Raw genomic sequence first — 21,963 nt, forward strand, 5'->3', positions numbered from 1 at the left:
GGTGGGCCGCCTGGGCGGCCCACCATGCCCCCTCTTCCTTGCGAGACCTCTGCTGCATGGCCCATTTCAATCGACATCCCTTCACGCCATGGATCCTGCTGGCCCCCCAGCTGATCATCGTCGGCGTGTTCTTCTTCTGGCCGGCCCTGCAGGCCATCGAACAGGCTTTCTATATCGAGGATGCCTTCGGGCTTTCACGTGAATTTGCCGGACTTGCCAACTTCCTCGCGGTCCTCGGCGAAGCGGAATATCTGGAAACCCTGTGGACGACGGTCTACTTCTCCTTTGCCGTCGCCTTCGGCGCCATGGCACTCGCCCTTGGGCTGGCCGTGCTGGCAGACCGCGTGCTGCGTGGCGCCAGCACCTACAAGACCTTCCTCATCTGGCCCTATGCCGTCGCGCCTGCCGTGGCCGGCGTCCTGTGGCTGTTCCTGTTCGACCCGACGCTCGGCATCCTGCCGGAACTGCTGTCCGCCATCGGCATCGACTGGAATCACAACCTCAACGGCAACCAGGCCATGCTGCTGGTGGTACTGGCCTCGATCTGGAAACAGATGAGCTACAACTTCGTGTTCTTCCTCGCAGGTCTCCAGGCGATCCCCAAGAGCCTGCTGGAAGCGGCCGCCATGGATCGCGCCGGCCCCTGGCGACGTTTCTGGACCATCACCTTCCCGCTGCTCTCCCCGACCAGTTTCTTTCTGCTGGTGATGAACGTGGTCTACGCCTTCTTCGAGACCTTCGGCACCATCGATGCCACCACCTCGGGTGGTCCGGGCGGCTCGACGCGCACCCTGGTCTACAAGGTGTATGAAGACGGTTTCGTCGGTCAGGATCTGGGGTCGAGTGCCGCCCAGTCGGTGTTGTTGATGGTCATCGTCGGTGTGCTGACGCTGATCCAGTTCAAGTATGTCGAGAAGAAGGTGCAGTACTGATGCGCTACAACCGTCCCGGGCTTGATATCGCAAGCCATGCGCTCTTGATCGTCGGCTGCGCGCTGTTCTTCCTGCCGGTGTGGATCGCCTTCAGCGCCAGCACCCACGAGATGGGCGACCTCTACTCCAACGTCGCCCCCGTCTGGATAGGCGAGGCAGGATTCGACAACTACCGCCACCTGCTGGAAGACCCCGTCAGCAGTCTCGGCGCCGACGTGATGACCTTGCTGTTCAATTCGATGCTGATGGCACTGGGCATCGCCATCGGCAAGATCATCATCTCGGTACTGGCGGCCTATGCGATCGTGTTCTTCGAGTTCCGCTTCCGCAAGCTGTGCTTCTGGCTGATCTTCATCACCCTGATGTTGCCGGTGGAGGTGCGCATCCTGCCGACCTTCAAGGTGGTGGCCGACCTCAACATGCTGGACAGCTATGCAGGCCTGATCCTGCCGCTGATCGCCAGCGCTACCGCGACCTTCCTGCTGCGCCAGTTCTATCTGACCATCCCGGCCGAACTGGTCGAGGCGGCACGCATCGATGGCGCCGGGCCGTGGCGCTTCCTCAAGGACATTCTGCTGCCGCTGTCGAAGACCAACATCGCGGCACTGTTCGTGATCATGTTCATCTACGGCTGGAATCAGTACCTGTGGCCGCTGCTGATCACCACGGATGCCGACTACCTGACCATCGTCGTCAGCCTCAAGCGCATGTTGACCACCGGCGACGGCCTGGTGCCGTGGCAGGACGTCACCGCCACCACGCTGCTGGCCATGGGGCCGCCGGTGCTGGTGATCCTGTTCATGCAGCGCTACTTCATCAAGGGGCTGGTGGACAGCGAGAAGTGACCTCGCCTCGTCACGGCACCGCTTTGGATATTCATCTCATGGCAACACTGACACTCAAGCAGCTCAAGAAGCAGTACCCCAATGGCTACCAGGCCCTGCACGGCATCGACCTGGAGTTCGGTGAGGGCGAGCTGATCGTCATCGTCGGCCCTTCCGGGTGCGGCAAGTCCACCCTGCTGCGCACCCTGGCGGGGCTCGAGGATATCTCCGAAGGCGACCTGGAGATCAACGGCAAGCGCGTCAATGACCTGGAGCCCGCCGAGCGCGATATCGCGATGGTGTTCCAGAACTATGCGCTCTACCCGCACATGAGCGTGTTCGACAACATGGCCTACGGCCTCAGGAACCGTCGCACGCCCAAGGACGAGATCCAGCATCGCGTCAGCGAGGCCGCCGAACTGCTGGGCCTGACCGAGCTGCTCGATCGTCGTCCCAAGCAGCTCTCCGGCGGCCAGCGTCAGCGCGTCGCCATGGGGCGCGCCATCGTGCGCAAGCCGCAGGTCTTCCTGTTCGATGAGCCGCTCTCGAATCTCGATGCCAAGCTGCGCGTGCAGATGCGCCTCGAGATCCGCCGTCTGCAAAAACGCCTCAAGGTCACCTCCGTCTATGTCACCCATGACCAGACCGAGGCCATGACCCTGGCAGACCGCCTGGTGGTGATGAATGGCGGCCACGTCGAACAGTTCGGCACGCCGATGGCGCTCTATGACCGACCCGCCAGCCAGTTCGTCGCCGGCTTCATCGGCTCGCCTGCCATGAACTTCCTGAGCGCCACCCGTACGGAGGCAGGCCTCTCGCTGCCCTGCGGCGCGCGCCTGGCATTGCCATGGACGCCGCACTGACGTTGGGCATCCGCCCGGAACATCTCGAGGTTCTGCAGCCGGACAGCCCGCTGCCACCGGGTGCCGCGGAGCTTGTGGCCCGCATCGAGCTGGTCGAGCCACTGGGCGCGGACACCCTGGCGTACTGCCGACTGGACGGCCAGGCGGAGCCGCTGGTGGTGAGACTGGACGGCGAGCACGCCGTCGCCGAGGAGCAATGCCTGCGCCTGGCCATTCCGCCCGCACGCGCGCATCTGTTCGGTGCGGATGGCAAGCGCCTGGCAACTCACGAGTGCCAATGGCCATCGCTCACCGCGGGTTGTCCGCCTATGCACCGGAAAACACGCTCAGCGCCATCCGCGCCGCCCATGAGGCCGGCCACCAATGGGTGGAGCTGGATGTCCAGCTGCTCAAGGATGGCACTCCTGTCATCTGGCACGATGCCAGCGTCAATCGTTGCTCCGATGGGCGTGGGCGGCTGAGAAACCTGGATCTGGCAGCGGCTCGGGCGCTGGATGTGGGCAGCTGGTTCAGTGCCCGCTTTGCCGGGGAACGCATGGCGACACTCGAGGAAGCCCTGGCATTGATCGCCTCGCTGGGCATGGGGCTCAATCTCGAGCTCAAGCTGAGTCCGGGGCACGACACTCGAGCACTGGTCGAGAAAGTCGTGCCCCTGGCGGTCGAGGCGCTGCCCGTCGGGCGGCTGATTCTCTCGTCATTCGACCCGCAAGCCCTGCGCATGAGCCGGGAACGTGACGGCAAGGTGCTGATCGGGCTGCTCTACGACGCCATTCCTGACGACTGGGAGGCATTGGCCGAGGACGTGAAGGCAGTCACCGTACATGCGGACTGGCGTGCACTGACACGTGTCGCGGCGAGTCGCGTCACGGCCACCCAGCGCAAGCTGCTCTGCTACACGCCCAACGATGCCGCGGCCTTCTCCCCTCGCTGGGCCTGGGGGGTCAGTGCCGTCATCAGCGATGACCCCGGTATCTTCTCCGAGCAGGACCTTGCGCGAGACATTGAGCCCGCGCCAGCTGCGCATTCTCGAGCGCCTGGCGCGAGACGGCCAGTTGAGCGTCGAGCCGCTGGCCGTGGACTTCGAGGTCACACCGCAGACCATACGCCGCGATCTCGGCGTGCTGTGTGATCTCGGACTGGCGCGACGGCGTCATGGCGGCATCGAACGTCCGCTGGGTGGACACAATCTGGGCCACACCCAGCGCAGCATGCTGGCGAGACCGGCCAAGCAGGCCATGGCGGCCCAGGTCGTCGCCGAGATACCCGATGGCGCCTCGCTGGCACTGGGAATCGGCACCAGCGTGGTGGCTGTCGCCGAGGCACTGATCGCCCGGCGCGGCCTGCGCGTGATCACCAACAACCTGCAGGTGGCACAAGCGCTTTCCAGCCACCCGGATGTCAGCGTGCAGCTTGCCGAGGGCCAGCTTCGCCCTCGGGATCTCGATGTGGTCGGCAGCGCCACCGTGGCCTTCTTCACCCGGCATCAGGTGGACATCGCCGTGCTGGGATGTGGCGGGCTGGATGCCGAGGGGCTGCTGGATTTCGACCCTGAAGAGGCCGCCGTCAGTCGCGCCCTGCTCAGGCATGCCAGACGCCGCATCCTGGTCACCGATGCCAGCAAGTGGGGGCGTGCCGCCATGTGCCGGATCGGCCCGCTCACCGCTCACGAGGATGATCGGAATCACCATGCAAGCCTTCGCTCACTGCCCAGCCACCACCCTGTCCGGCATTCGCTACCTGCTGACCGACATCGATGACACCCTCACCCGGGAAGGGCGACTCGATGCCTCGACATTGGCGGCACTCGAGCGCCTGGAGGCAGCCGGCATCAAGGTCATTCCGGTCACGGGCGGCTGTGCCGGCTGGTGCGATCATATCGCCAGGGCCTGGCCAGTGGCCGCCGTGATCGGGGAGAACGGCGCCTTCGCCTTTCAGCGCCAGGGGCAGCGGATACTCACGACCTGGTGGGAGGACGAAGCACGTCTTCGCGCGCGTCAACGCCATGTGATGACGGTGGCGCGCCAGCTGCTGCTCAACCATCCCCAGGCCGCACTGGCCCAGGACCAGCCCTTCCGCTACGCGGATGTCGCGGTGGACCACTGTCAGGCCGTCAGCCCGCTGTCGCAGGCACAGATCCACGCCATCATCGCCGGCTTCACGGCCGCCGGCATTCAGGCGCGTGCCAGCTCCATCCATATCAATGCCTGGCAGGGTGACTTCGACAAGGCACGCATGGCCGTGCGTGTCCTGACCGAGACCTTCGGACTGGACCGCATGCAACTGGAACAGGAGGTGATGTACGTCGGCGATGCCCCCAATGACGCGCCGATGTTCGCTACCTTCCGGCATACCGTGGGCGTCGCCAATATCCTCAAGCATCGTGCAGCGCTGGGCTGGGAGCCCGCCTGGCTGACCCGCCACGGTCATGGCGCCGGGGTCGAGGAAATCGCCGATGCCCTGCTCGGGTCACATGCAGCCATCGACAGCGAAGAACAGCCCACGCAAGCCTTCACCCGGGTCTTCGAAGCGCATGAAGGCCTCGCCCACCAGGAAGCCGTGGACACCACGGTCACGCATCTTCGCCACATTTTCACGGGTGTGGATACCTGATTCGGTCACGACGCGCACTCCCGATGGCATGTCGGTCAACAGGTCCAGCGTCGTCTCCAGTGAGGTCTCGAAGCTACGCAGATCACGGTTGTTGATTCCGACCAGCTCGATCCCCAGCGCCAGCGCACGCTTGAGCTCCTCGCCATCATGCACCTCGACCAGCACATCCATGCCCAGCTCTCGCGCCTGATCATGCAGAGCACTCAGGCGTGCATCGTCCAGTGCCGCGACGATCAGCAGAATGCAGTCGGCACCGATGGCACGCGCCTCGAGCACCTGATAGGGATGAATGATGAAGTCCTTGCGGATCACCGGGATCGAGACGGCGTCGCGCGCCTCGATCATGAAGTCCTCATGCCCCTGGAAGAAGTCGGCATCGGTCAGCACCGACAGGCAGGCAGCGCCGGCCTGCTCATATGCCACGGCGATCTCGGCCGGCGCGAAGTCTTCACGGATCACGCCCTTGGAGGGAGAGGCCTTCTTCACCTCGGCGATGATGGCCGGCTCACCGCGATCGATACGAGATGTCAGCGCCTTGATGAAACCACGCGGCGCACTCTGCTTCTCGATCAGCGTCTGAAGATCCGCCTCGCCCACCGCCGCACTGCGCTCGGCGATCTCCTCTTCCTTGCGCGCCAGAATTCTGGCCAGGATGGTCGGCAGCGCCTTGTCAGTCGTCTGTTGCTCGGTACTCATCAGCGGGTCGCTCCTTCATCATTGACCTGGGCGTAGACACGGGTGAAATCGGCAAGCTCCTTCATCTTCTCGAAGGGCAGCTTGCTGGCCTGCACGTCCTCGGCAATATTGACGCCTTCCTTGAGACTGTCTGCGATACCGGCCACGTACAGGGCCGCGCCGGCATTGAGCGCCACGATATCGCTGGCCGGCCCCTCGTCTCCGCGCAGCGCCTGCTGCACCAGCTTCAAACTGTCGGCAGACGTCGCGACTGCCAGCGAATCCAGCGACTGGCGCGCGATACCGAAGTCTTCCGGCGCGATGCGGTATTCGCGGATCTCGCCATCCTTGAGCTCATTGACCAAGGTCGGCGCCGCCAGCGAGATCTCGTCCAGACCGTCATCGCTGTGCACCACCAGCACATGCTCGGCCCCGAGACGCTTGAGCACCTCGGCCATCAGCGGCACCAGCGCGGGGTCATACACGCCGAGCACCTGACGGGTAGCGCCAGCCGGATTGGTCAGCGGACCCAGGATGTTGAACATGGTGCGCACCCCCATCTCGCGACGCGGACCGATCACGTGCTTCATGGCAGCATGATGATTGGGCGCGAACATGAAGCCGACCCCGATATCATCGATGCAGCGCGCGACCTGTTCGGCATTCAGCGCCAGATGGATGCCAGCCGATTCGAGCAGATCCGCACTGCCGGACGACGAGGAGACACTGCGGTTGCCATGCTTGGCCACATGCCCACCGGCGGCGGCCACGACGAAACTTGCGGCAGTGGACACATTGAACAGATTGGCCCCATCTCCGCCGGTACCCACGATGTCCACCGCATCGGTGGCGCGCACCGTGACTCGCGTCATCAATTCACGCATCACCTGCGCGGCAGCGGCCAGCTCATCGACAGTCTCGCCTTTCATCGACAGGGCCATCAACAGCGCCCCTATCTGCGCCTGGGTTGCCTCGCCGGTCATGATGGCCGTCATGACCGCATGAGTGTCGTCGTAGCTCAGGTGCTGGCGGCGCATCACGGCGCCAATCGCCTCACGCATCTGCATGTTGTGTCTCCGCAGACGCCAGCCTCGGCGGCTGACGCATGAAAAAATGAAATATGACTCTTGCGATCTGCATCCGCTCAAGCGGCTTTCTCGACCTCGCCGCGACGCAGGAAGTTAGCCAGAAGCTCATGACCCTGCAATGTGAGGATCGACTCGGGGTGGAACTGCACACCCTCGACATCAAGCTCGCGATGGCGCAGCCCCATGATCAGCTGCGGGGTGACATCGTCATCTCCCGTCCAGCTGGTGACGACAAGACACTCAGGCAGGCTGTCGCGCTCGACGACCAGCGAGTGATAACGCGTGACTTCCAGCGGCTCGGCCAACGCCCTGAAGACGCCACTGTTGTCGTGATGGACGGCGGAGGTCTTGCCATGCATCACCTGAGGGGCACGCACCACCTTGCCACCGTAGACCTGACCGATGGCCTGATGGCCGAGACAGACCCCCAGGATCGGCAGCTTGCCGGCAAAGTGACGGATGACGTCCAGGGTAATCCCGGCCTCATTGGGCGTGCACGGCCCTGGCCCCAACACCAGATGCGTGGCACCGAGCACCTCGATCTGCTCGAGCGTGATGGCGTCATTGCGCACGGTCAGCACTTCGGCCCCAAGCTCGCTCAGATACTGGACGATGTTGTAGGTGAAGCTGTCAAAGTTGTCGATCATCAGCACGCGTGGCGCGCTGGCGTCCTGCGAAGTGAATGCCTGCATGGTCAGTGTCCATTCTCGGGAGCGGATCCGTGCCGTGATTCACCGGCCTGCCCGCCCTCCTTTGGTGTCGTTCCCGCCGTCCAGCAACAAAAATGCCGCCCTGGTCGGCGGCATTCTTCTGGTCGTACGTCCTCGAACTTCAGACATGCGAAAGCCGCCCCGTTGTCAGGAGCGCCACCACTGCTGGTTGAGGTCGTGCGGGTTACGTAGCGTCATGGGTCAATAGTGCGTTGAGCCGTTGGGAGTGTCAATCACATGCGACATTGCAGGGAGCGGCCCCGCAAGGCCGCCGGGCCACTCCCTGTCGTGCATGGCGCGGCATTCAGTCCAGGTTGTCCAGGCCACGCTCCGCCATCGCCACGGCACGGAACAGCGCACGCCCCTTGTTGAGGGTCTCGTCCCACTCGGACTGCGGGACGGAATCCGCGACCACCCCGGCACCGGCCTGGACGTGAAGCACCTGATCCTTGAGCACGGCGGTACGGATCGCGATCGCGGTATCCATGTTGCCGTGCCAGGAGAGATAGCCCACCGCCCCCGAGTAGATGCCACGCTTGACCGGCTCCAGCTCGTCGATGATCTCCATGGCGCGAATCTTCGGCGCGCCGGACAGCGTGCCCGCCGGGAAGGTGGCACGCAGCACGTCCATCGGCCCCAGCCCTTCCTTCAGCTTGCCGGTGACGTTGGAGACGATGTGCATGACGTGGGAGTAGCGTTCCACCACCATCTGGTCCGTCACCTTGACGCTACCGGTCTGACTGATGCGCCCGGCATCGTTGCGGCCCAGGTCGATCAGCATCAGGTGCTCGGCGATTTCCTTGGGGTCCGAGAGCAGATCCTTCTCGAGCGCCAGATCCTCCTCTTCGGTGGCACCGCGTACGCGCGTCCCGGCAATGGGACGCACCGCGACTTCACCATCCTCGAGACGCGAGAGAATCTCGGGCGACGAGCCGATGACGTGATGATCATCCAGATTGAAGAAGAACATGTACGGCGAGGGATTCAGACTGCGCAGCGCACGATAGAGATCCAACGGCGCGGCACGGTAGGGAATCGACATGCGCTGGGACGGCACGCACTGCATGACATCACCGGCCAGCACGTATTCCTTGATCTTCTCGACCGCGCCCTTGAAGCCTTCCTCGGTGAAGCCGGAAGTGAAATCGGTCTCCTGGACCGGATCACCTCCGGTACCGGGGCTGACGGTATTCAGCGTGGCGCTGCGCAGCTGGATCTCGAGGCGCTCGAGACGCTCGCAGGCTGCCTCGAAGGCATTGGGTGTCTCGGGGTCGGCATGGGTCAGCAACGTCAGGCGGCCAGAGAGATTGTCGAAGATCACCAGCTCGTCGGCCACCATCAACAGGATATCCGGCACGCCCAGCGGGTCCGGCTTCTCGACGCCCCGCAGGCGCGGTTCGATGTAGCGCACGGTGTCATAGCCGAAGTAGCCGACCAGCCCGCCATTGAAGCGCGGTGCGCCCTCGATGACCGGCACCCGGAAGCGCGTCTGGAACTGCTCGATCCACTCGAGCGGATCTTCCACCTCGGTCATGCCGGTCTGCTCGCCATTGACCAGGTGCGCCACGACCTGACCACGCACCTCGATGCGCTCACGGCACGGCAAGCCGATGATCGAATAGCGCCCCCACTTCTCGCCGCCCTGCACGGACTCCAGCAGGAAGGTCCACGGCATGTCAGCCAGTTTGAGATAGGTGGACAGCGGTGTGTCGAGGTCCGCCAGCACGTCACGAGTAACGGGAATGCGGTTGTAGCCTGCCTCGGCCAGTTCAGCGAAGTGTTGTGGGGTCATCATGACCTGCAGTTCCTTCCACGGAGGGGGCGTTGCCGGTACGCGACCGGCTTGTCTGGCTGCGACGACCAGCTCGGCCAGGGACTCGACGATGTGATCCGGATGACTGCGCGCGATCGGCTCACCGTGGTTGTAGCCGTAGGGCACCGCCAGCGTCCGGAAACCGGCGACGCGACCTGCCGCGATATCGTGACGTGAATCCCCGACCATCAACGCCTCCCGCGGCGCGACCCCCAGGCGCTCGGCCGCGAACAGCAACGGTGCGGGGTCCGGCTTGCGCGTCGGCAGGCTGTCGCCCCCCAACGCCAGCGCGAAGTATTCCGCCAGCGAGAAATGCGAGAGCAGCGGTTCGATGAAGGTTTCCGGCTTGTTGGTGATCAGCACCACGACCACACCGGCCTGATGCAACCCCTCCAGACAGTCACGCGCACCGGGATATAGCCGTGTACGCGAGCTGGGGTCCGCGGCGTAATGCGCCAGGAAGCACTGATGCGCGCGCTCGACCCGCGTCAGATCATCCGTCGCCAGACCATGCGCCTCAAGCGCTCGCTCCACCAGCACCCGCGCGCCATTGCCGACGAAGTCGCGCACGCGGTCTTCCCCGAGTGCCGACAAGCCTTCATCGACCAGCATCCTGTCGATCGCGTTGGCAAGATCCGGCACCGAGTCGATCAAGGTGCCATCCAGATCGAAGGCCACCATCTTGATGCCCCGCAATGCCGGATGCGCCAGCCCCTCAGGAGCTCTCCATGGCTATTCCCCGCATCGTGGTTGTCGGCGGTGGCGCCGGCGGTCTGGAACTTGTCACCAAGCTTGGCCACAAGCTGGGTCGCAAGAAGAAAGCCGAAATCATCCTCATCGATCGCAATTCCACGCATATCTGGAAGCCTCTGCTGCACGAAGTGGCCACCGGCGTGCTGGATTCCGGTCTTGATGAGGTGTCCTACCAGGGCCATTCCAAGGCCCACGGCTACAAGTTCCAACGCGGGACTCTCGAAAGCCTGGAGCGCGAAGAGAAGCAGCTGACACTGGCGGCCATCCACGATGCCAACGGCACCGTACTGCTGCCCTCGCGCACCCTGAGCTATGACTATCTGGTGCTGTCGCTGGGCAGCGTGTCCAACGACTTCGGTACCCAGGGCGTCGCTGAGCACTGTCACTTCCTGGACAGCCCGCAGCAGGCCGAGAAGTTCCGTCGCGACATGCTCGACACCTTCCTGCGCTTCAGCGCCAATGGCGACAAGTGTGAGCGCCAGCAGCTCAACGTCGCCATCATCGGCGCCGGCGCGACCGGGGTCGAACTGTCCGCCGAGCTGTTCGATGCCTCAAAGATGCTGCACAGCTATGGCTTCTCCTCGCTGGAGGATCGTCAGGTCAAGGTGCATCTGATCGAGGCCGCTCCCCGCATCCTGCCGGCCCTGCCGGAGCGCATCGGCAAGCCGGTCGCCAAGGAGCTGACCCGGCTCGGTGTGGACATCCACACTGACACCCGCGTGACCTGTGCCGACGAACGCGGCATCACCACGGCCGATGGCACTCTGATCGAGGCGGATCTGAGCGTATGGGCCGCCGGTATCCGGGCGCCGTCCTTCCTGTCGGAGCTGGGCCTGTCCACCGAGCGCAACCACCAGGTCAAGGTCCACCAGACCATGCAGAGCATCGACGATGACGCCATCTTCGCGCTCGGCGATTGCGCCAGCTGCCCGCAGCCGGATGACAAGCGCGTGCCGCCACGCGCCCAGGCCGCTCACCAGCAGGCCAGTCTGATGGTCAAGAATCTGCGTGCGGCAATGGACAACAAGCCGCTGAAGGAATTCGTGTTCAAGGATCACGGCTCGCTGATCTCGCTGGCGCATTTCGATGCCGTCGGCTCGCTGATGCGCGGCGCCTCCGCGCGCTCGTTGTTCATCGAAGGCCGCCTGGCCAAGTTCTTCTACGCCTCGCTGTATCGCATGCACCAGATGGCGATCCACGGCGTGATCAAGACCGGCATGACCGTGATCGTGGATGGCCTGAATCGCTACCTGCGTCCGAAGATGAAGCTGCACTGATCACCTGTTCAGAACGAAAACCGAGCAGGCTCTCCAGCGTCAGTTCGCCGGCAATCAGGCGCCGCTTGGCGGAGACACTCAGCTGCTTGACGCGGTACTCGAGCTTGAGTGCCCGCGAGCGATCCCCGACCGCCTGTTGATAACACAACGTCAAGGGCCCCTTGCCACGCAGGGCACGCGCGCCCCGCTTGCCGCCGGCATGCTCGCTCAGGCGACGCGTCACATCGGTACTGATGCCGGTATAGAGGCGCCCCTGGGCCGTCTCGAGGACATACAGCCACCACTCGGATGGCGTCTCGGATCAGCCACGCACGCTGGCAAGCTCGGCACGCAGTTTCGCCAGTACGCTGTCATAGCGGTTGGCATCGCTGTCGCTGCGCGCATTGAAAATGGCGGAACCCGCGACGAAGGTGTCAGCCCCGGCACGCGCGATCTCGGCGATGTTGTCGACCTTCACGCCACCATCGATCTCGAGACGGATGTTGTAGCCGGAGGCATCGATGCGCCGGCGCGCTTCACGCAGCTTGTCCAGCGTTCCGGGGATGAAGGACTGCCCGCCGAAGCCCGGATTGACGCTCATCAGAAGGATCATGTCGACCTTGTCCATCACGTAATCGAGATAGGACAGCGGCGTGGCCGGATTGAACACCAGGCCGGACTTGCAGCCCGCGTCACGGATCAGTTGCAGCGAGCGATCGACGTGATCGGAGGCTTCCGGATGGAAGGTGATGAAACTGGCGCCTGCCTCGGCGAAGTCACCGATCATGCGATCCACCGGGGTGACCATCAGGTGCGCATCGATCTCTGCCGTGATGCCATAGTCACGCAGCGCCTTGCACACCATCGGACCGATGGTGAGGTTGGGCACGTAATGATTGTCCATCACGTCGAAGTGCACGATATCCGCACCGGACGCCAGCACATCCTCGACTTCCTGCCCCAGGCGGGCGAAGTCGGCAGACAGGATCGACGGGGCAATCTTGAAATCATTCGGCAGTAGATCAGACATGTCATCAGGCGCCATCAGCAAGTGGAAGAGGCATTTTACGTCACCCTCTCACAAAAGACAGGCACTGTGTGAAACCACTCATGTTCGACACCCCTTGTGCAGCACGCAAGCGTCTGAAGACCTTCGCCGCGGCGGCACTACTGCCTCTGGCAGGTCTGCTGCCCGCCGCGATGCCGGCCGCCTTCGCGGACAGCAGCGCGATTCTGGAAGGCGAGCGTTTCCATCCGGTGGAAGGCAAGCATGGCATGGTCGCCACCAGCCATTACCTGGCCTCACAGGTCGCACGTGATGTCCTGGCGGAAGGCGGCAATGCCGTCGATGCCGCCGTGGTGGCCGGCTTCGCGCTGGCCGTGACCCAACCCCGCTCCGGCAACATCGGTGGCGGCGGTTTCATGCTGGTGTCCGATGAGAAGACCGGCAAGGTGGTCGCCATCGATTACCGTGAGAAAGCTCCGGCTGCGGCCAGCGAGACGATGTTCCAGGACGAGAATGGCGAAGCCGTGGCCGAGTGGTCTCGCTTCACGCATCGCGCTGCGGGCGTGCCCGGCACCGTGGCCGGTCTTGCCAAGGCACTGGAGGACTACGGCACCCTGACGCTCGAGCAGGCACTGGCTCCGGCCATCAAGCTGGCAGAAGACGGTTTCGTCATCCCGACCCGCTTCGCCAAGGGGCTGAGCGATGCCAAGGACCGCCTCGCCAAGTGGGACAGCACCGCCAAGGTGTTCTACAAGGCAGACGGCAGCAATTACGAGGCGGGTGAGCTGTTCAAGCAACCGGAGCTGGCCGCGACGCTCAAGCGTATCGCCGCCAATGGGGCACGGGAGTTCTATGAAGGTGAGACGGCCAGGCTGATCGTCGCCGAGATGGATCGCCATGACGGCATCATGACGATGGATGACCTGAAGGCCTACGAGCCGGAAATCCGTGAGCCGGTCCATGGCACCTATCGTGGCTACGACATCTTCTCGATGAGCCCGCCCTCCTCCGGCGGTGCGCACATCGTCCAGATTCTCAACATGCTCGAGGGTGACGACATCCAGGCGATGGGCTTCAATTCCGCCGCCACCATCCACGTGATGGCCGAGGCGATGCGCCGTGCCTACGCCGATCGCTCCGAGTATCTGGGCGACACCGACTTCGTCGATGTGCCGCTGGCCGGCATCACCTCCAAGGACTACGCCAAGGAGCTGCGCGGCCAGTTCGACATGAACCAGGCCACGCCGTCCAGCGAGATCAAGCCCGGCAAGCCGCAGCCCTATGAATCCAACCAGACCACCCACTTCTCGATCGCCGATGGCAATGGCCTGGCCGTCTCCAATACCTACACCATCAATTTCAGCTATGGCTCCGGCATCGTGGTGGATGGCGCAGGCTTTTTGCTCAACAACGAGATGGATGACTTCTCCGCCAAGCCGGGCGTGCCGAATGCCTATGGTCTGATCGGTGGCGTCGCCAACAAGATCGAGCCGGGCAAGCGCATGCTGTCCTCCATGAGCCCGACCATCGTGATGAAGGATGGCAAGAACTTCCTCGTCACCGGCAGCCCCGGCGGCTCGCGCATCATCACCACCACGCTTCAGGTGCTGATGAACGTGATCGACCACGGCATGAACATCCAGTCGGCGGTCAGCGCTCCGCGCATCCACCACCAGTGGCTGCCGGATGAGATCCGCATCGAGGCGGGCATCAGTCAGGACACCATCCGCCTGCTCGAGGCGATGGGCCACAAGGTCGTCACCAAGGACGCCATGGGGGCCATCCAGTCCGTGATGATCCAGGACGGCACCTTCTATGGCGGTGCCGACCCGCGCCGCTCCACCTCCTCGGCCATGGGGCTTTGAGCGAGCTCAACCAGGTGCTCTCTTGTCCTCCTCAAAGTCTCTTTCCTCGGCCGATGCCCGTTGGCGGCAACTGGCCAGCCGTTACCCCGTCGCCCTCATCGCGCTGGCTCAGCTGTTCGGCACCAGCCTGTGGTTCACGCCCAATGCCGTGCTGACGCCAATGCTGGCGAGCTGGAACTTTGCCGGCGAGAGCGCTGGCGCTCTGGGGCAACTGACCTCCTCGGTACAGGGCGGCTTCATCGTCGGCACCCTGACCCTGGGGCTGGCGGGACTGGCAGACCGCTTCGCGGCACGCCACCTGTTCATGGCTTCGTGCCTGCTGGGGGCGCTGACCAACCTGGCGCTCATCCTCGCGCCGGGGCTGTTGAGTGCCTCGGCGCTGCGCGTGCTGACCGGCCTGGCGCTGGCCGGCATCTATCCCATCGGGCTCAAGCTGATGGTACAGACGGCCCCGGACCGCGCCGGAGCTGCACTGGCCTGGCTGGTCGGCATGCTGGTGCTGGGCACCTCGCTGCCACATGGCCTGGCTGCCCTGCAACTCAGTGGCAGCTTCTCGCTTTCCTGGGGGGCGGCGATCGGCATGGCCTCGCTGCTGGCCGTGGCCGGGGCCGGACTGGTGGCCTTGCTGCCCCCTTGCTTGCCCGCGCGACACGAGGGTTGGCCGCCTGGCGTCATCCCGGTTTCGTGCGCGGCGCGCTAGGCTACTTCGGCCACATGTGGGAGCTCTATACGCTGTGGGCATTGGTGCCGCTATTGCTGACGACCATGGCCAGACTCAACGGCCTCTCACTCTCGGCCACGCAACTGGCGCTGCACAGCTTCATGGTGATCGCGGTGGGCGGGCCCGGTTGCGTGGTCGGAGGCTGGCTGTCGCGCACTCGCGGGAGTCTGTGGGTCGCGCGCCTGGGATTGGCGGGCTCGGTGATCCTCACCCTGCTGTTCGTCGGTGCCATGCAACTCGAGGCCGGCTATGGCCTGCTGCTGGGCCTGCTGGCGCTCTGGAGTCTGATGGCCGTGATCGATTCCCCGCAATTCTCCGCGCTGGCGGCCGGCGGCACGCCCGTCGAGCTGCAGGCCAGTGCGCTGGCCTTGATGAATGCCATCGGTTTCAGCCTGTCACTGGTCTCGATCGCCCTGCTGACCCCGCTGATCGCCGCACAGGGCAGCCTGTTGCTGCTGAGCATTCTGCCCGGCCCCTTGCTGGGGCTGCTGGCATTGACGCGCCGCGTCGTGATCCTTCCACTGTTGACCGGCCACCGGCCCGGGAGCCCGAACGATGATGCGACACCTGCGTATTACCTGCATGAGCGTGGCCTTGATGGCCACGACCGCGCTACTCAGCGCCTGCGGCACCAGCCCGCAACGCCTGTACGTCAACCCGCAGGTTGGCGAGATGGGGGTGGTCGGCCATGGCCAGCAGGTGGTGGTGGAAGTGCGCGACGAGCGACCCTCTGAGCGCATCGGCACCCGTGATGGTGCCACCAACGCCTCCAGCTATCTGGTGGTCCCGACCGGCGATCTGACGCCCAAGCTGGAGGCACAGGCCATCAGCGCCCTGCGCCGCATGGGCTTCGTGCCGGTGACCGCCGAGCAGGCCAATGCCGGTGCCACCGAACTGACCCTCTCGCTGACCGAGCTGGCCTATGGCGTGAAGCGCGGCGGTCTGCTCACCGACACCGCGGCACTCAACGGAGTGATCCAGGCGGTCGCGGTCTCCGGCAAGCAGCGCTACACCGGCAGCTATACCGCCACGCGTGATCAGGGCTACGCCCTCAAGCCCAGCCAGGAGAAGAATACCGAACTGGTCTCTCTGGTGATCGGGGATGCCCTGACACGCGCCTTCCAGGACACCACCCTGATCCGCCAGCTGGACCAGTAAGTCCACTCGGGAGACGCGTCCAGCAGCCCCGCACCAGGCCCCTTGCGCACCAGCGCCCAGACCGTCTCGCGCAGACCACGATCATCCGGCGCACGGCGCTCCAGCACCTCCAGCGTGAAATTGGCGCCCAACAGCCGCCGGATCTCCGCCTCCGAGACATGAAACGGCGGCCCTTGTTCACGCTCCGTGTCACGCTCGAGACTGATCAACAGGCCGCGAGCGCCGGGCGGCAACAGCTGAGCCAGATGGAAGGCATAACGCTGACGAGTCGCCTCGGGCAGTGCAATCAGCGCCGCACGGTCATAGAAGGCATCGAGATGATCGACATGATCGATGTGGAAGTGGAAGAAGTCTCCGCACCACAGCTCGACCGGCCCCTGACGGAAGCATTCGAAGTGATCCAGTCGATAGCGCGAGACATCCCCGACTCCCTCGGCCACGAAGGCCTCACAGGCCTGACGCGCAAGCTCGATCCCCAGCACCGGATGCCCCTGAGCCGCCAGCCAGCGCATGTCCAGACTCTTGCCACACAGCGGCACCAGCACCTTGGCCTGGGGCGCGACGTCGAGACGCGGCCACCAGCGCTCCAGCGCCGGATGGGGCGCCGGCAGATGAAACCCGATCCGGCCTTCGGCCCAACGCGCAAGCCAGGGGTCACTGGCCGGTTACAGGAAACCGTGACGCTTCTTCTTGCGGCGCGGCAGGTGCGGCACGATCAGGCCGACCAGCAGTCCGGCACCGGCCACACCACCGCCATACATGAAGTAACGCATCAGCAGGTCCTGCTTCTGGGTGTCCAGCAGCGCCTGCATCTTGCGCATCTTGCTGCGGGCCTGCTCAAGCTCCGCGGACTGGCTGTTGCTGGAGGCTTCCAGCTCCTCGATGCGCGCCTGACGCGTCTCGAGGCCAGCCTTCATGTCCGAGACCCGGGTTTCCCACTCGTCATTGATGCCATCGAGCCTGGCCGTAAGCTCCTTGACCTTGCTGCTGAGGGCCGGCACACGCGCATTGACGCTGCGCGTGTCCTGAAGGTCGGCGGAAGGCAGCCAGACCACGTCACCGCTGGCGGTGCGGATCTTGCTGTAGTCATTCTGGACGTCGAGCAGCTCGACCGGCTGCCCGGCCTCCACCGTGCCCACGATACGGTAACCATCGGTGGGGCCGCTGCGCACGAAGGTGGTGAGATTGTCAGAGACCCAACGCTCGCTCGCGGCATTGGCCAGCGGTGCAGACAGTCCCAGATTTCGCTGTCATCAGACATCCACACTTTCTGTGGATAAGTCTTGGGACAACGTGACGATGGAAGGTCCGCGCACGGCGAAATGCCTGCCTCGCCAACAAATCGTTTATTTTTTGACCAGCACCAGTGCCGCCACTGTCGGCATGAAAACCTCAATAAATCAAGCTATTGACAGCTGCCTGTTTGCCCTGCAACACGGGCTTGAGAGCCGGGAGTGAACGAAGGTTCGGCGCGCAGCTCAGAGCGTTCACACAAGGCAATGGCGAAGAAACTCTTCATCAAGACCCACGGCTGCCAGATGAACGAGTATGACTCCGCGCGCATGGCGGATCTGCTCGGCGAATCGCACCAGATGGAAGTCACCAGCGACGAATCCGAGGCAGACGTCATCCTGCTCAACACCTGCTCCATCCGCGAGAAGGCGCAGGAGAAGGTGTTCCATCAGCTGGGACGCTGGAAGAAGCTCAAGGAGAAGAATCCGGACCTGGTGATCGGTGTCGGCGGCTGCGTGGCCAGTCAGGAAGGCGACAACCTGCGCAAGCGCGCGCCACATGTGGACATGGTCTTCGGCCCGCAGACCCTGCACCGCGTGCCGAAGATGCTCAATACGCGTCGCGAGAGCCTCAAGCAGATCTCCGTGGTCGACGTGACCTTCCCTGAGATCGAGAAGTTCGACAACCTGCCCGCGCCCAAGAGCGACGGCGCCAGCGCCTTCGTCTCGGTGATGGAAGGCTGCTCCAAGTACTGCACCTTCTGCGTGGTGCCCTACACCCGTGGTGAGGAAGTCTCACGTCCCTTCGAGAAGGTGATGGATGAAGTCATCCATCTGGCCGACCAGGGTGTGCGCGAGATCAATCTGCTGGGCCAGAACGTCAATGCCTACGCCGGCCTCAACCTGCTGGGCGAGGAGATCGACCTGGCCGAACTGATCAGCTGCGTGGCGCAGGTCGAGGGGATCGACCGCATCCGCTTCACCACCTCGCATCCGCTGGAGTTCAAGGACTCGCTGATCGAGGCCTTCGGCGAGATCCCCGAGCTGGTCAGCCACCTGCACCTGCCGGTGCAGTCAGGCTCCAACCGCATTCTGGCGGCGATGAAGCGTGGCCACGAGCGTGATCTCTACATCGACAAGCTCGAGCGCATCCGTGCACTGCGTCCGGACATCAGCTTCTCTTCCGACTTCATCGTCGGCTTCCCGGGCGAGACGGATCAGGACTTCATGGACACCATGGACCTGATCGGCCAGATCGGCTTCGATCACTCCTTCAGCTTCATCTACTCGGCACGCCCCGGCACCCCGGCGGCCAGCCTCGAGGATGATACGCCCGAGGAGGTGAAGAAGGAGCGCCTGATGATCCTGCAGGAGCGCATCAATCAGCAGGCGATGCAGATCGGGCGCAAGATGGTCGGCACCACCCAGCGCATTCTGGTCTCCGGGTTCTCGCCGCGTGATCCGGGCCTGCTGTCCGGGCGCACCGAGAACAATCGCGTGGTCAACTTCCGCGCCGCCAACCCGACCGAGCTGATCGGCTACCTGGTGGATGTCGAGATCACCGAGGCCTATCCCAATTCGCTGCGTGGCGAGCTCGCCTCTCCCTATCGCTATTGATCACTCGTCGCCCCAGGGATTGACGAGGCGCCATCAGCCCCCACTATCCAGCGGATAGCCACGTTGGCCGTACAGGACAATTGCCCTGTACGGCCATCGCGCATTAAGCTCTTCTCATTCACCTGCATCAGGACATTCGACGCCTTGAGCCACCAGCCCCAGCAAGCCAATCGCATTCTCAACATGACGCTCGAGCCGGCAGACCCACAGCGTCTGGCCAGCCTGACCGGTCAGCGCGACGAGCACCTCAAGCTGATCGAATCCCGACTCGGTGTCACCCTGCGCAACCGCGGCAACGACTTCCAGATCGCCGGCCCCTCGGCTGCCGTCAAGGCCGCAGCCAACGTGCTGGAGCACCTCTATCGCGAGACCGGTGCCGGGGAAGTCGATGCCGAGACCGTCCATCTCTTCCTGCAGGAATCCGGTGTCGAGGCACTGGTGGAAGCCGCGGAAGACCAGGACGTCAGCTACGGCGACGTGGTGATTCGTACTCCCAAGGTGCTGGTCCGCCCGCGCGGCTTCAACCAGCAGGGTTACGTCACCGAGATGCGCAACCACGACATCAACTTCGGCATCGGCCCGGCCGGTACCGGCAAGACCTATCTGGCCGTCGCCGCTGCGGTGGAAGCGCTCAACAATCAGGAAGTGCGCCGTATCCTGCTGGTGCGTCCTGCGGTCGAGGCCGGCGAGAAGCTCGGCTTCCTGCCCGGCGATCTGGCCCAGAAGATCGACCCCTACCTGCGCCCGCTCTATGACGCCCTCTACGAGATGCTCGGCTTCGAGCACGTCAACAAGATGATCGAGCGCCAGATCATCGAGATCGCCCCGCTGGCCTACATGCGTGGCCGGACGCTCAACAATGCCTACATCATTCTCGATGAGTCCCAGAACACCACGCGCGAACAGATGAAGATGTTCCTGACGCGCATCGGTTTCGGCTCCACCGCCGTCATCACCGGGGATGTCTCGCAGGTCGACCTGCCGCGTGGTACCCAGTCGGGCCTTGCGCACGTGCTGGAAGTGCTCAAGGACACTCCCGGGATCAGCATCACCCGCTTCCTCGCCAAGGACGTGGTGCGTCACCCGCTGGTGCAGCGCATCGTCGAGGCCTACGACAGCTTCGAGGCCGAGGAAGAGAAGCAGGAAGGCGAGCGTCGCGAGAAGCGCCAGGCCGAGCGCGAAGCGCGCATGGCGGCACTCAATGCCCAGGGCAGCACGCCGCCGGGGGTGCTCAGTGAGCCAGGCAACTGCCGTGGTCGTGGACCTGCAACTCGCTGTCACCGAGAGCGAGATCGATGGCCAGCCGTTGCCGGCGAGCCATCAGCTCGAGGCCTGGGTGGCCGCGGCGCTGGCAGGGGCCATGGCCGATGACGCCCTGCAGAGTGACGGCGAGGCGGATGACACCCCCTACGAGCTGACCGTGCGCCTGGTGGAAGAGGAAGAAAGCCGCGGGCTCAACCGCGACTATCGCGGCAAGGATTCCTCCACCAATGTGCTGTCCTTTCCGCATGAGCCACTGGATCTCGACGACTTCGCCCTGCCGGCCGAACTGGCGGAGCGTTTCGCCGAGGAAGGCGCTTTCTCGGCGACCTCGTCATCAGCGTACACGTCGTGGCGCGGGAAGCGGCCGCTCAGGGCAAGTCCCTCGAGGACCATTTTGCCCATATGCTCGTGCATGGCACCTTGCACTTGCTAGGTTATGACCATATCGAGGACGATGACGCCGAGCATATGGAAGCCCTCGAGCGTGACGTGCTGGCAGGGCTGGGCATTGCCGACCCCTACCGGGAAGAGAATCAATGATGCCGATGCCCTTTCGCATCGGCAGCACCCGCCGTCGGGTGATGCCTGGTTCGTCCAGGCGTCACCCGGCAGCCCCGATACCCCCACGACGATGGGGTATCGCCACCGAGGAAAAGAGAAACTAACGCATGAGCGAAGACCGATCGGGAAGCCATTCGAAATCCTGGCTCGATAAGCTGTTCGGCGCCTTCTCAAGCGACACCGACGAACCCAGCTCCCGCAGTGAGCTGCTTCAGTTCCTGACCGAGGTAGGCCCACGCCTCAATCTCGATCAGGATGCGATTGCCATCATCGAGGGCGCGCTGGAAATCAGTGACCAGCAAGTCCGCGAGGTGATGATCCCCCGCTCCCAGATGCAGGCCATCCAGGTCGATCAGCGTCCTGAGGAGTACCTGCCGCTGATCCTCGAATCGGCGCATTCCCGCTATCCCGTCATCGACGAGAACCTCGACGAGGTGCTCGGCATCCTGCTGGCCAAGGACCTGCTGCCGCTGATCCTGCAGAACGATAGCGAGCGCAAGCGCTTCGATCTACGCGAAGCCATCCGTCCGGCCATGTTCATCCCGGAGTCCAAGCGCCTCAACAGCTTGCTCAAGGAATTCCGCGAGACCCGCAATCACATGGCGGTGGTCATCGATGAATACGGCGGCACTGCGGGCCTGATCACCATCGAGGACATTCTCGAGCAGATCGTCGGCGACATCGAGGATGAGCACGACACCGATGAGGATGAGGATATCCGTGAGCTGGGCGACGGCCAGTTCGCCGTCAGCGCCCTGACCACCATCGAGGACTTCAACGAGCACTTCGCCACCGACTTCCCGGATGAAGAGTTCGATACCATCGGCGGTCTGATGATCCAGCGCTTCGGTCACATGCCACGTCGCCAGGAGTCGACCGACTTCGCCGGCTGGCGCTTCACCGTGCTCAATGCCGACAACCGTCGCATTCGCCAGGTGCAGGTCTGCCGCCTGGAAGATGCCACCGGTGATGCCCCGCCCTCCGCTGAGCATCGCGCGCACATCAGCGGTGAGTGA

The 21,963-nt window shown here is 63.9% G+C and carries 19 protein-coding genes and 5 pseudogenes; 15 read left to right on the forward strand and 9 right to left on the reverse strand.

Annotated features, from left to right (window positions below; genetic code table 11):
* The first annotated feature begins 56 nt into the window (after positions 1–56).
* The 6 genes and pseudogenes from ugpA to CU110_RS17250 form a co-directional block, all read left to right on the forward strand.
* On the forward strand, positions 57–932 hold the full coding sequence (ugpA, locus tag CU110_RS12545; protein WP_077371440.1) for a sn-glycerol-3-phosphate ABC transporter permease UgpA: 876 nt from the start codon (positions 57–59) through the stop codon (positions 930–932).
* On the forward strand, positions 932–1,777 hold the full coding sequence (ugpE, locus tag CU110_RS12550) for a sn-glycerol-3-phosphate ABC transporter permease UgpE (protein WP_084209256.1): 846 nt from the start codon (positions 932–934) through the stop codon (positions 1,775–1,777). The genes ugpA and ugpE overlap by 1 nt, the downstream gene beginning before the upstream one ends.
* 38 nt (positions 1,778–1,815) lie before the next feature.
* A pseudogene (gene ugpC / locus CU110_RS16295) lies at positions 1,816–2,798 on the forward strand (sn-glycerol-3-phosphate ABC transporter ATP-binding protein UgpC); the annotation flags it as partial.
* A 98-nt stretch (positions 2,799–2,896) separates the two neighbouring features.
* Positions 2,897–3,748 (forward strand): glycerophosphodiester phosphodiesterase family protein, encoded by an 852-nt coding sequence (locus CU110_RS17245; protein ID WP_346427139.1) that lies wholly within the window; start codon positions 2,897–2,899, stop codon positions 3,746–3,748.
* Entirely contained in the window at positions 3,672–4,376 is a 705-nt protein-coding gene (locus CU110_RS12565) for a DeoR/GlpR family DNA-binding transcription regulator (protein ID WP_240665384.1), read from the forward strand. Before CU110_RS17245 ends, CU110_RS12565 begins: the two co-directional genes overlap by 77 nt.
* A pseudogene (locus tag CU110_RS17250) lies at positions 4,306–4,920 on the forward strand (HAD-IIB family hydrolase); the annotation flags it as partial. The gene CU110_RS12565 and the pseudogene CU110_RS17250, both read left to right, overlap by 71 nt.
* Positions 4,921–5,085: 165 nt before the next feature.
* Here the strand turns inward: CU110_RS17250 and trpC are convergent.
* The 5 genes and pseudogenes from trpC to CU110_RS16305 form a co-directional block, all read right to left on the reverse strand.
* Positions 5,086–5,925 (reverse strand): indole-3-glycerol phosphate synthase TrpC, encoded by an 840-nt coding sequence (trpC, locus tag CU110_RS12575; RefSeq protein ID WP_127736207.1) that lies wholly within the window; start codon positions 5,923–5,925, stop codon positions 5,086–5,088.
* Entirely contained in the window at positions 5,925–6,971 is a 1,047-nt protein-coding gene (trpD, locus tag CU110_RS12580; RefSeq protein WP_084209260.1) for an anthranilate phosphoribosyltransferase, read from the reverse strand. Before trpD ends, trpC begins: the two co-directional genes overlap by 1 nt.
* Before the next feature lie 77 nt (positions 6,972–7,048).
* Entirely contained in the window at positions 7,049–7,684 is a 636-nt protein-coding gene (locus CU110_RS12585) for an aminodeoxychorismate/anthranilate synthase component II (RefSeq protein WP_240499586.1), read from the reverse strand.
* A 322-nt stretch (positions 7,685–8,006) separates the two neighbouring features.
* The gene (trpE, locus tag CU110_RS12590) at positions 8,007–9,494 is read right to left on the reverse strand and encodes an anthranilate synthase component I (protein ID WP_077373081.1); all 1,488 of its coding nucleotides are present in this window, start codon (positions 9,492–9,494) and stop codon (positions 8,007–8,009) included.
* 75 nt (positions 9,495–9,569) lie between these two features.
* A pseudogene (locus CU110_RS16305) lies at positions 9,570–10,196 on the reverse strand (phosphoglycolate phosphatase); the annotation flags it as partial.
* Between the two features lie 47 nt (positions 10,197–10,243).
* Here CU110_RS16305 and CU110_RS12595 point away from each other — a divergent pair.
* Positions 10,244–11,545 carry an NAD(P)/FAD-dependent oxidoreductase gene (locus CU110_RS12595; RefSeq protein WP_077371416.1) on the forward strand — a complete coding sequence of 434 codons (1,302 nt, stop codon included), beginning with the start codon at positions 10,244–10,246 and terminating at the stop codon, positions 11,543–11,545.
* On the opposite strand, the gene CU110_RS12600 is transcribed toward CU110_RS12595, so the two are convergent.
* Together CU110_RS12600 and rpe are read right to left on the reverse strand one after the other, a co-directional pair.
* Complete coding sequence (locus CU110_RS12600) at positions 11,475–11,822, reverse strand: GIY-YIG nuclease family protein (RefSeq protein ID WP_127736906.1); 348 nt, start codon at positions 11,820–11,822, stop codon at positions 11,475–11,477. The genes CU110_RS12595 and CU110_RS12600 overlap by 71 nt on opposite strands.
* A gap of 24 nt (positions 11,823–11,846) precedes the next feature.
* Positions 11,847–12,554: a ribulose-phosphate 3-epimerase gene (rpe, locus tag CU110_RS12605; RefSeq protein ID WP_077373074.1), complete on the reverse strand. Its 708-nt coding sequence runs from the start codon at positions 12,552–12,554 to the stop codon at positions 11,847–11,849.
* Between the two features lie 170 nt (positions 12,555–12,724).
* Between rpe and ggt the strand changes: the two genes are divergently transcribed.
* Genes ggt through CU110_RS12620 form a run of 4 tightly spaced genes read left to right on the forward strand, consistent with a single transcriptional unit; the run spans position 12,725 to position 16,274 of the window.
* Complete coding sequence (ggt, locus tag CU110_RS12610) at positions 12,725–14,395, forward strand: gamma-glutamyltransferase (RefSeq protein ID WP_240499757.1); 1,671 nt, start codon at positions 12,725–12,727, stop codon at positions 14,393–14,395.
* A gap of 22 nt (positions 14,396–14,417) precedes the next feature.
* Positions 14,418–15,095, forward strand: a complete 678-nt coding sequence (locus tag CU110_RS18080) for a hypothetical protein (protein ID WP_205694042.1) — start codon at positions 14,418–14,420, stop codon at positions 15,093–15,095.
* Positions 15,080–15,850, forward strand: coding sequence for a hypothetical protein (locus CU110_RS18085; RefSeq protein ID WP_205694043.1), 771 nt, complete (start codon positions 15,080–15,082; stop codon positions 15,848–15,850). The genes CU110_RS18080 and CU110_RS18085 overlap by 16 nt, the downstream gene beginning before the upstream one ends.
* On the forward strand, positions 15,789–16,274 hold the full coding sequence (locus tag CU110_RS12620) for a YajG family lipoprotein (RefSeq protein WP_164850372.1): 486 nt from the start codon (positions 15,789–15,791) through the stop codon (positions 16,272–16,274). The genes CU110_RS18085 and CU110_RS12620 overlap by 62 nt, the downstream gene beginning before the upstream one ends.
* A 35-nt stretch (positions 16,275–16,309) precedes the next feature.
* On the opposite strand, the pseudogene tmpT reads toward CU110_RS12620, so the two are convergent.
* Positions 16,310–16,930: pseudogene (tmpT, locus tag CU110_RS12625) on the reverse strand (thiopurine S-methyltransferase); the annotation flags it as partial.
* A 9-nt stretch (positions 16,931–16,939) separates the two neighbouring features.
* A complete protein-coding gene (locus CU110_RS12630) occupies positions 16,940–17,515 on the reverse strand; it encodes a TIGR04211 family SH3 domain-containing protein (protein ID WP_127736217.1) in 576 nt (191 codons plus the stop codon).
* Between the two features lie 258 nt (positions 17,516–17,773).
* Between CU110_RS12630 and miaB the strand changes: the two genes are divergently transcribed.
* The 4 genes and pseudogenes from miaB (at position 17,774) to CU110_RS12655 (ending at position 21,963) form a co-directional block, all read left to right on the forward strand.
* Positions 17,774–19,123: a tRNA (N6-isopentenyl adenosine(37)-C2)-methylthiotransferase MiaB gene (gene miaB / locus CU110_RS12635; protein WP_077373068.1), complete on the forward strand. Its 1,350-nt coding sequence runs from the start codon at positions 17,774–17,776 to the stop codon at positions 19,121–19,123.
* A 183-nt stretch (positions 19,124–19,306) separates the two neighbouring features.
* A complete protein-coding gene (locus CU110_RS12640; RefSeq protein WP_240665576.1) occupies positions 19,307–20,494 on the forward strand; it encodes a PhoH family protein in 1,188 nt (395 codons plus the stop codon).
* Positions 20,484–20,926: pseudogene (ybeY, locus tag CU110_RS16320) on the forward strand (rRNA maturation RNase YbeY). The gene CU110_RS12640 and the pseudogene ybeY overlap by 11 nt, the downstream one beginning before the upstream one ends.
* A 128-nt stretch (positions 20,927–21,054) precedes the next feature.
* The gene (locus tag CU110_RS12655; RefSeq protein WP_077371396.1) at positions 21,055–21,963 is read left to right on the forward strand and encodes a transporter associated domain-containing protein; all 909 of its coding nucleotides are present in this window, start codon (positions 21,055–21,057) and stop codon (positions 21,961–21,963) included.

Origin of the sequence: Cobetia sp. ICG0124 (assembly GCF_004006355.1) — a bacterium.
GTDB classification, from domain to species: domain Bacteria; phylum Pseudomonadota; class Gammaproteobacteria; order Pseudomonadales; family Halomonadaceae; genus Cobetia; species Cobetia marina.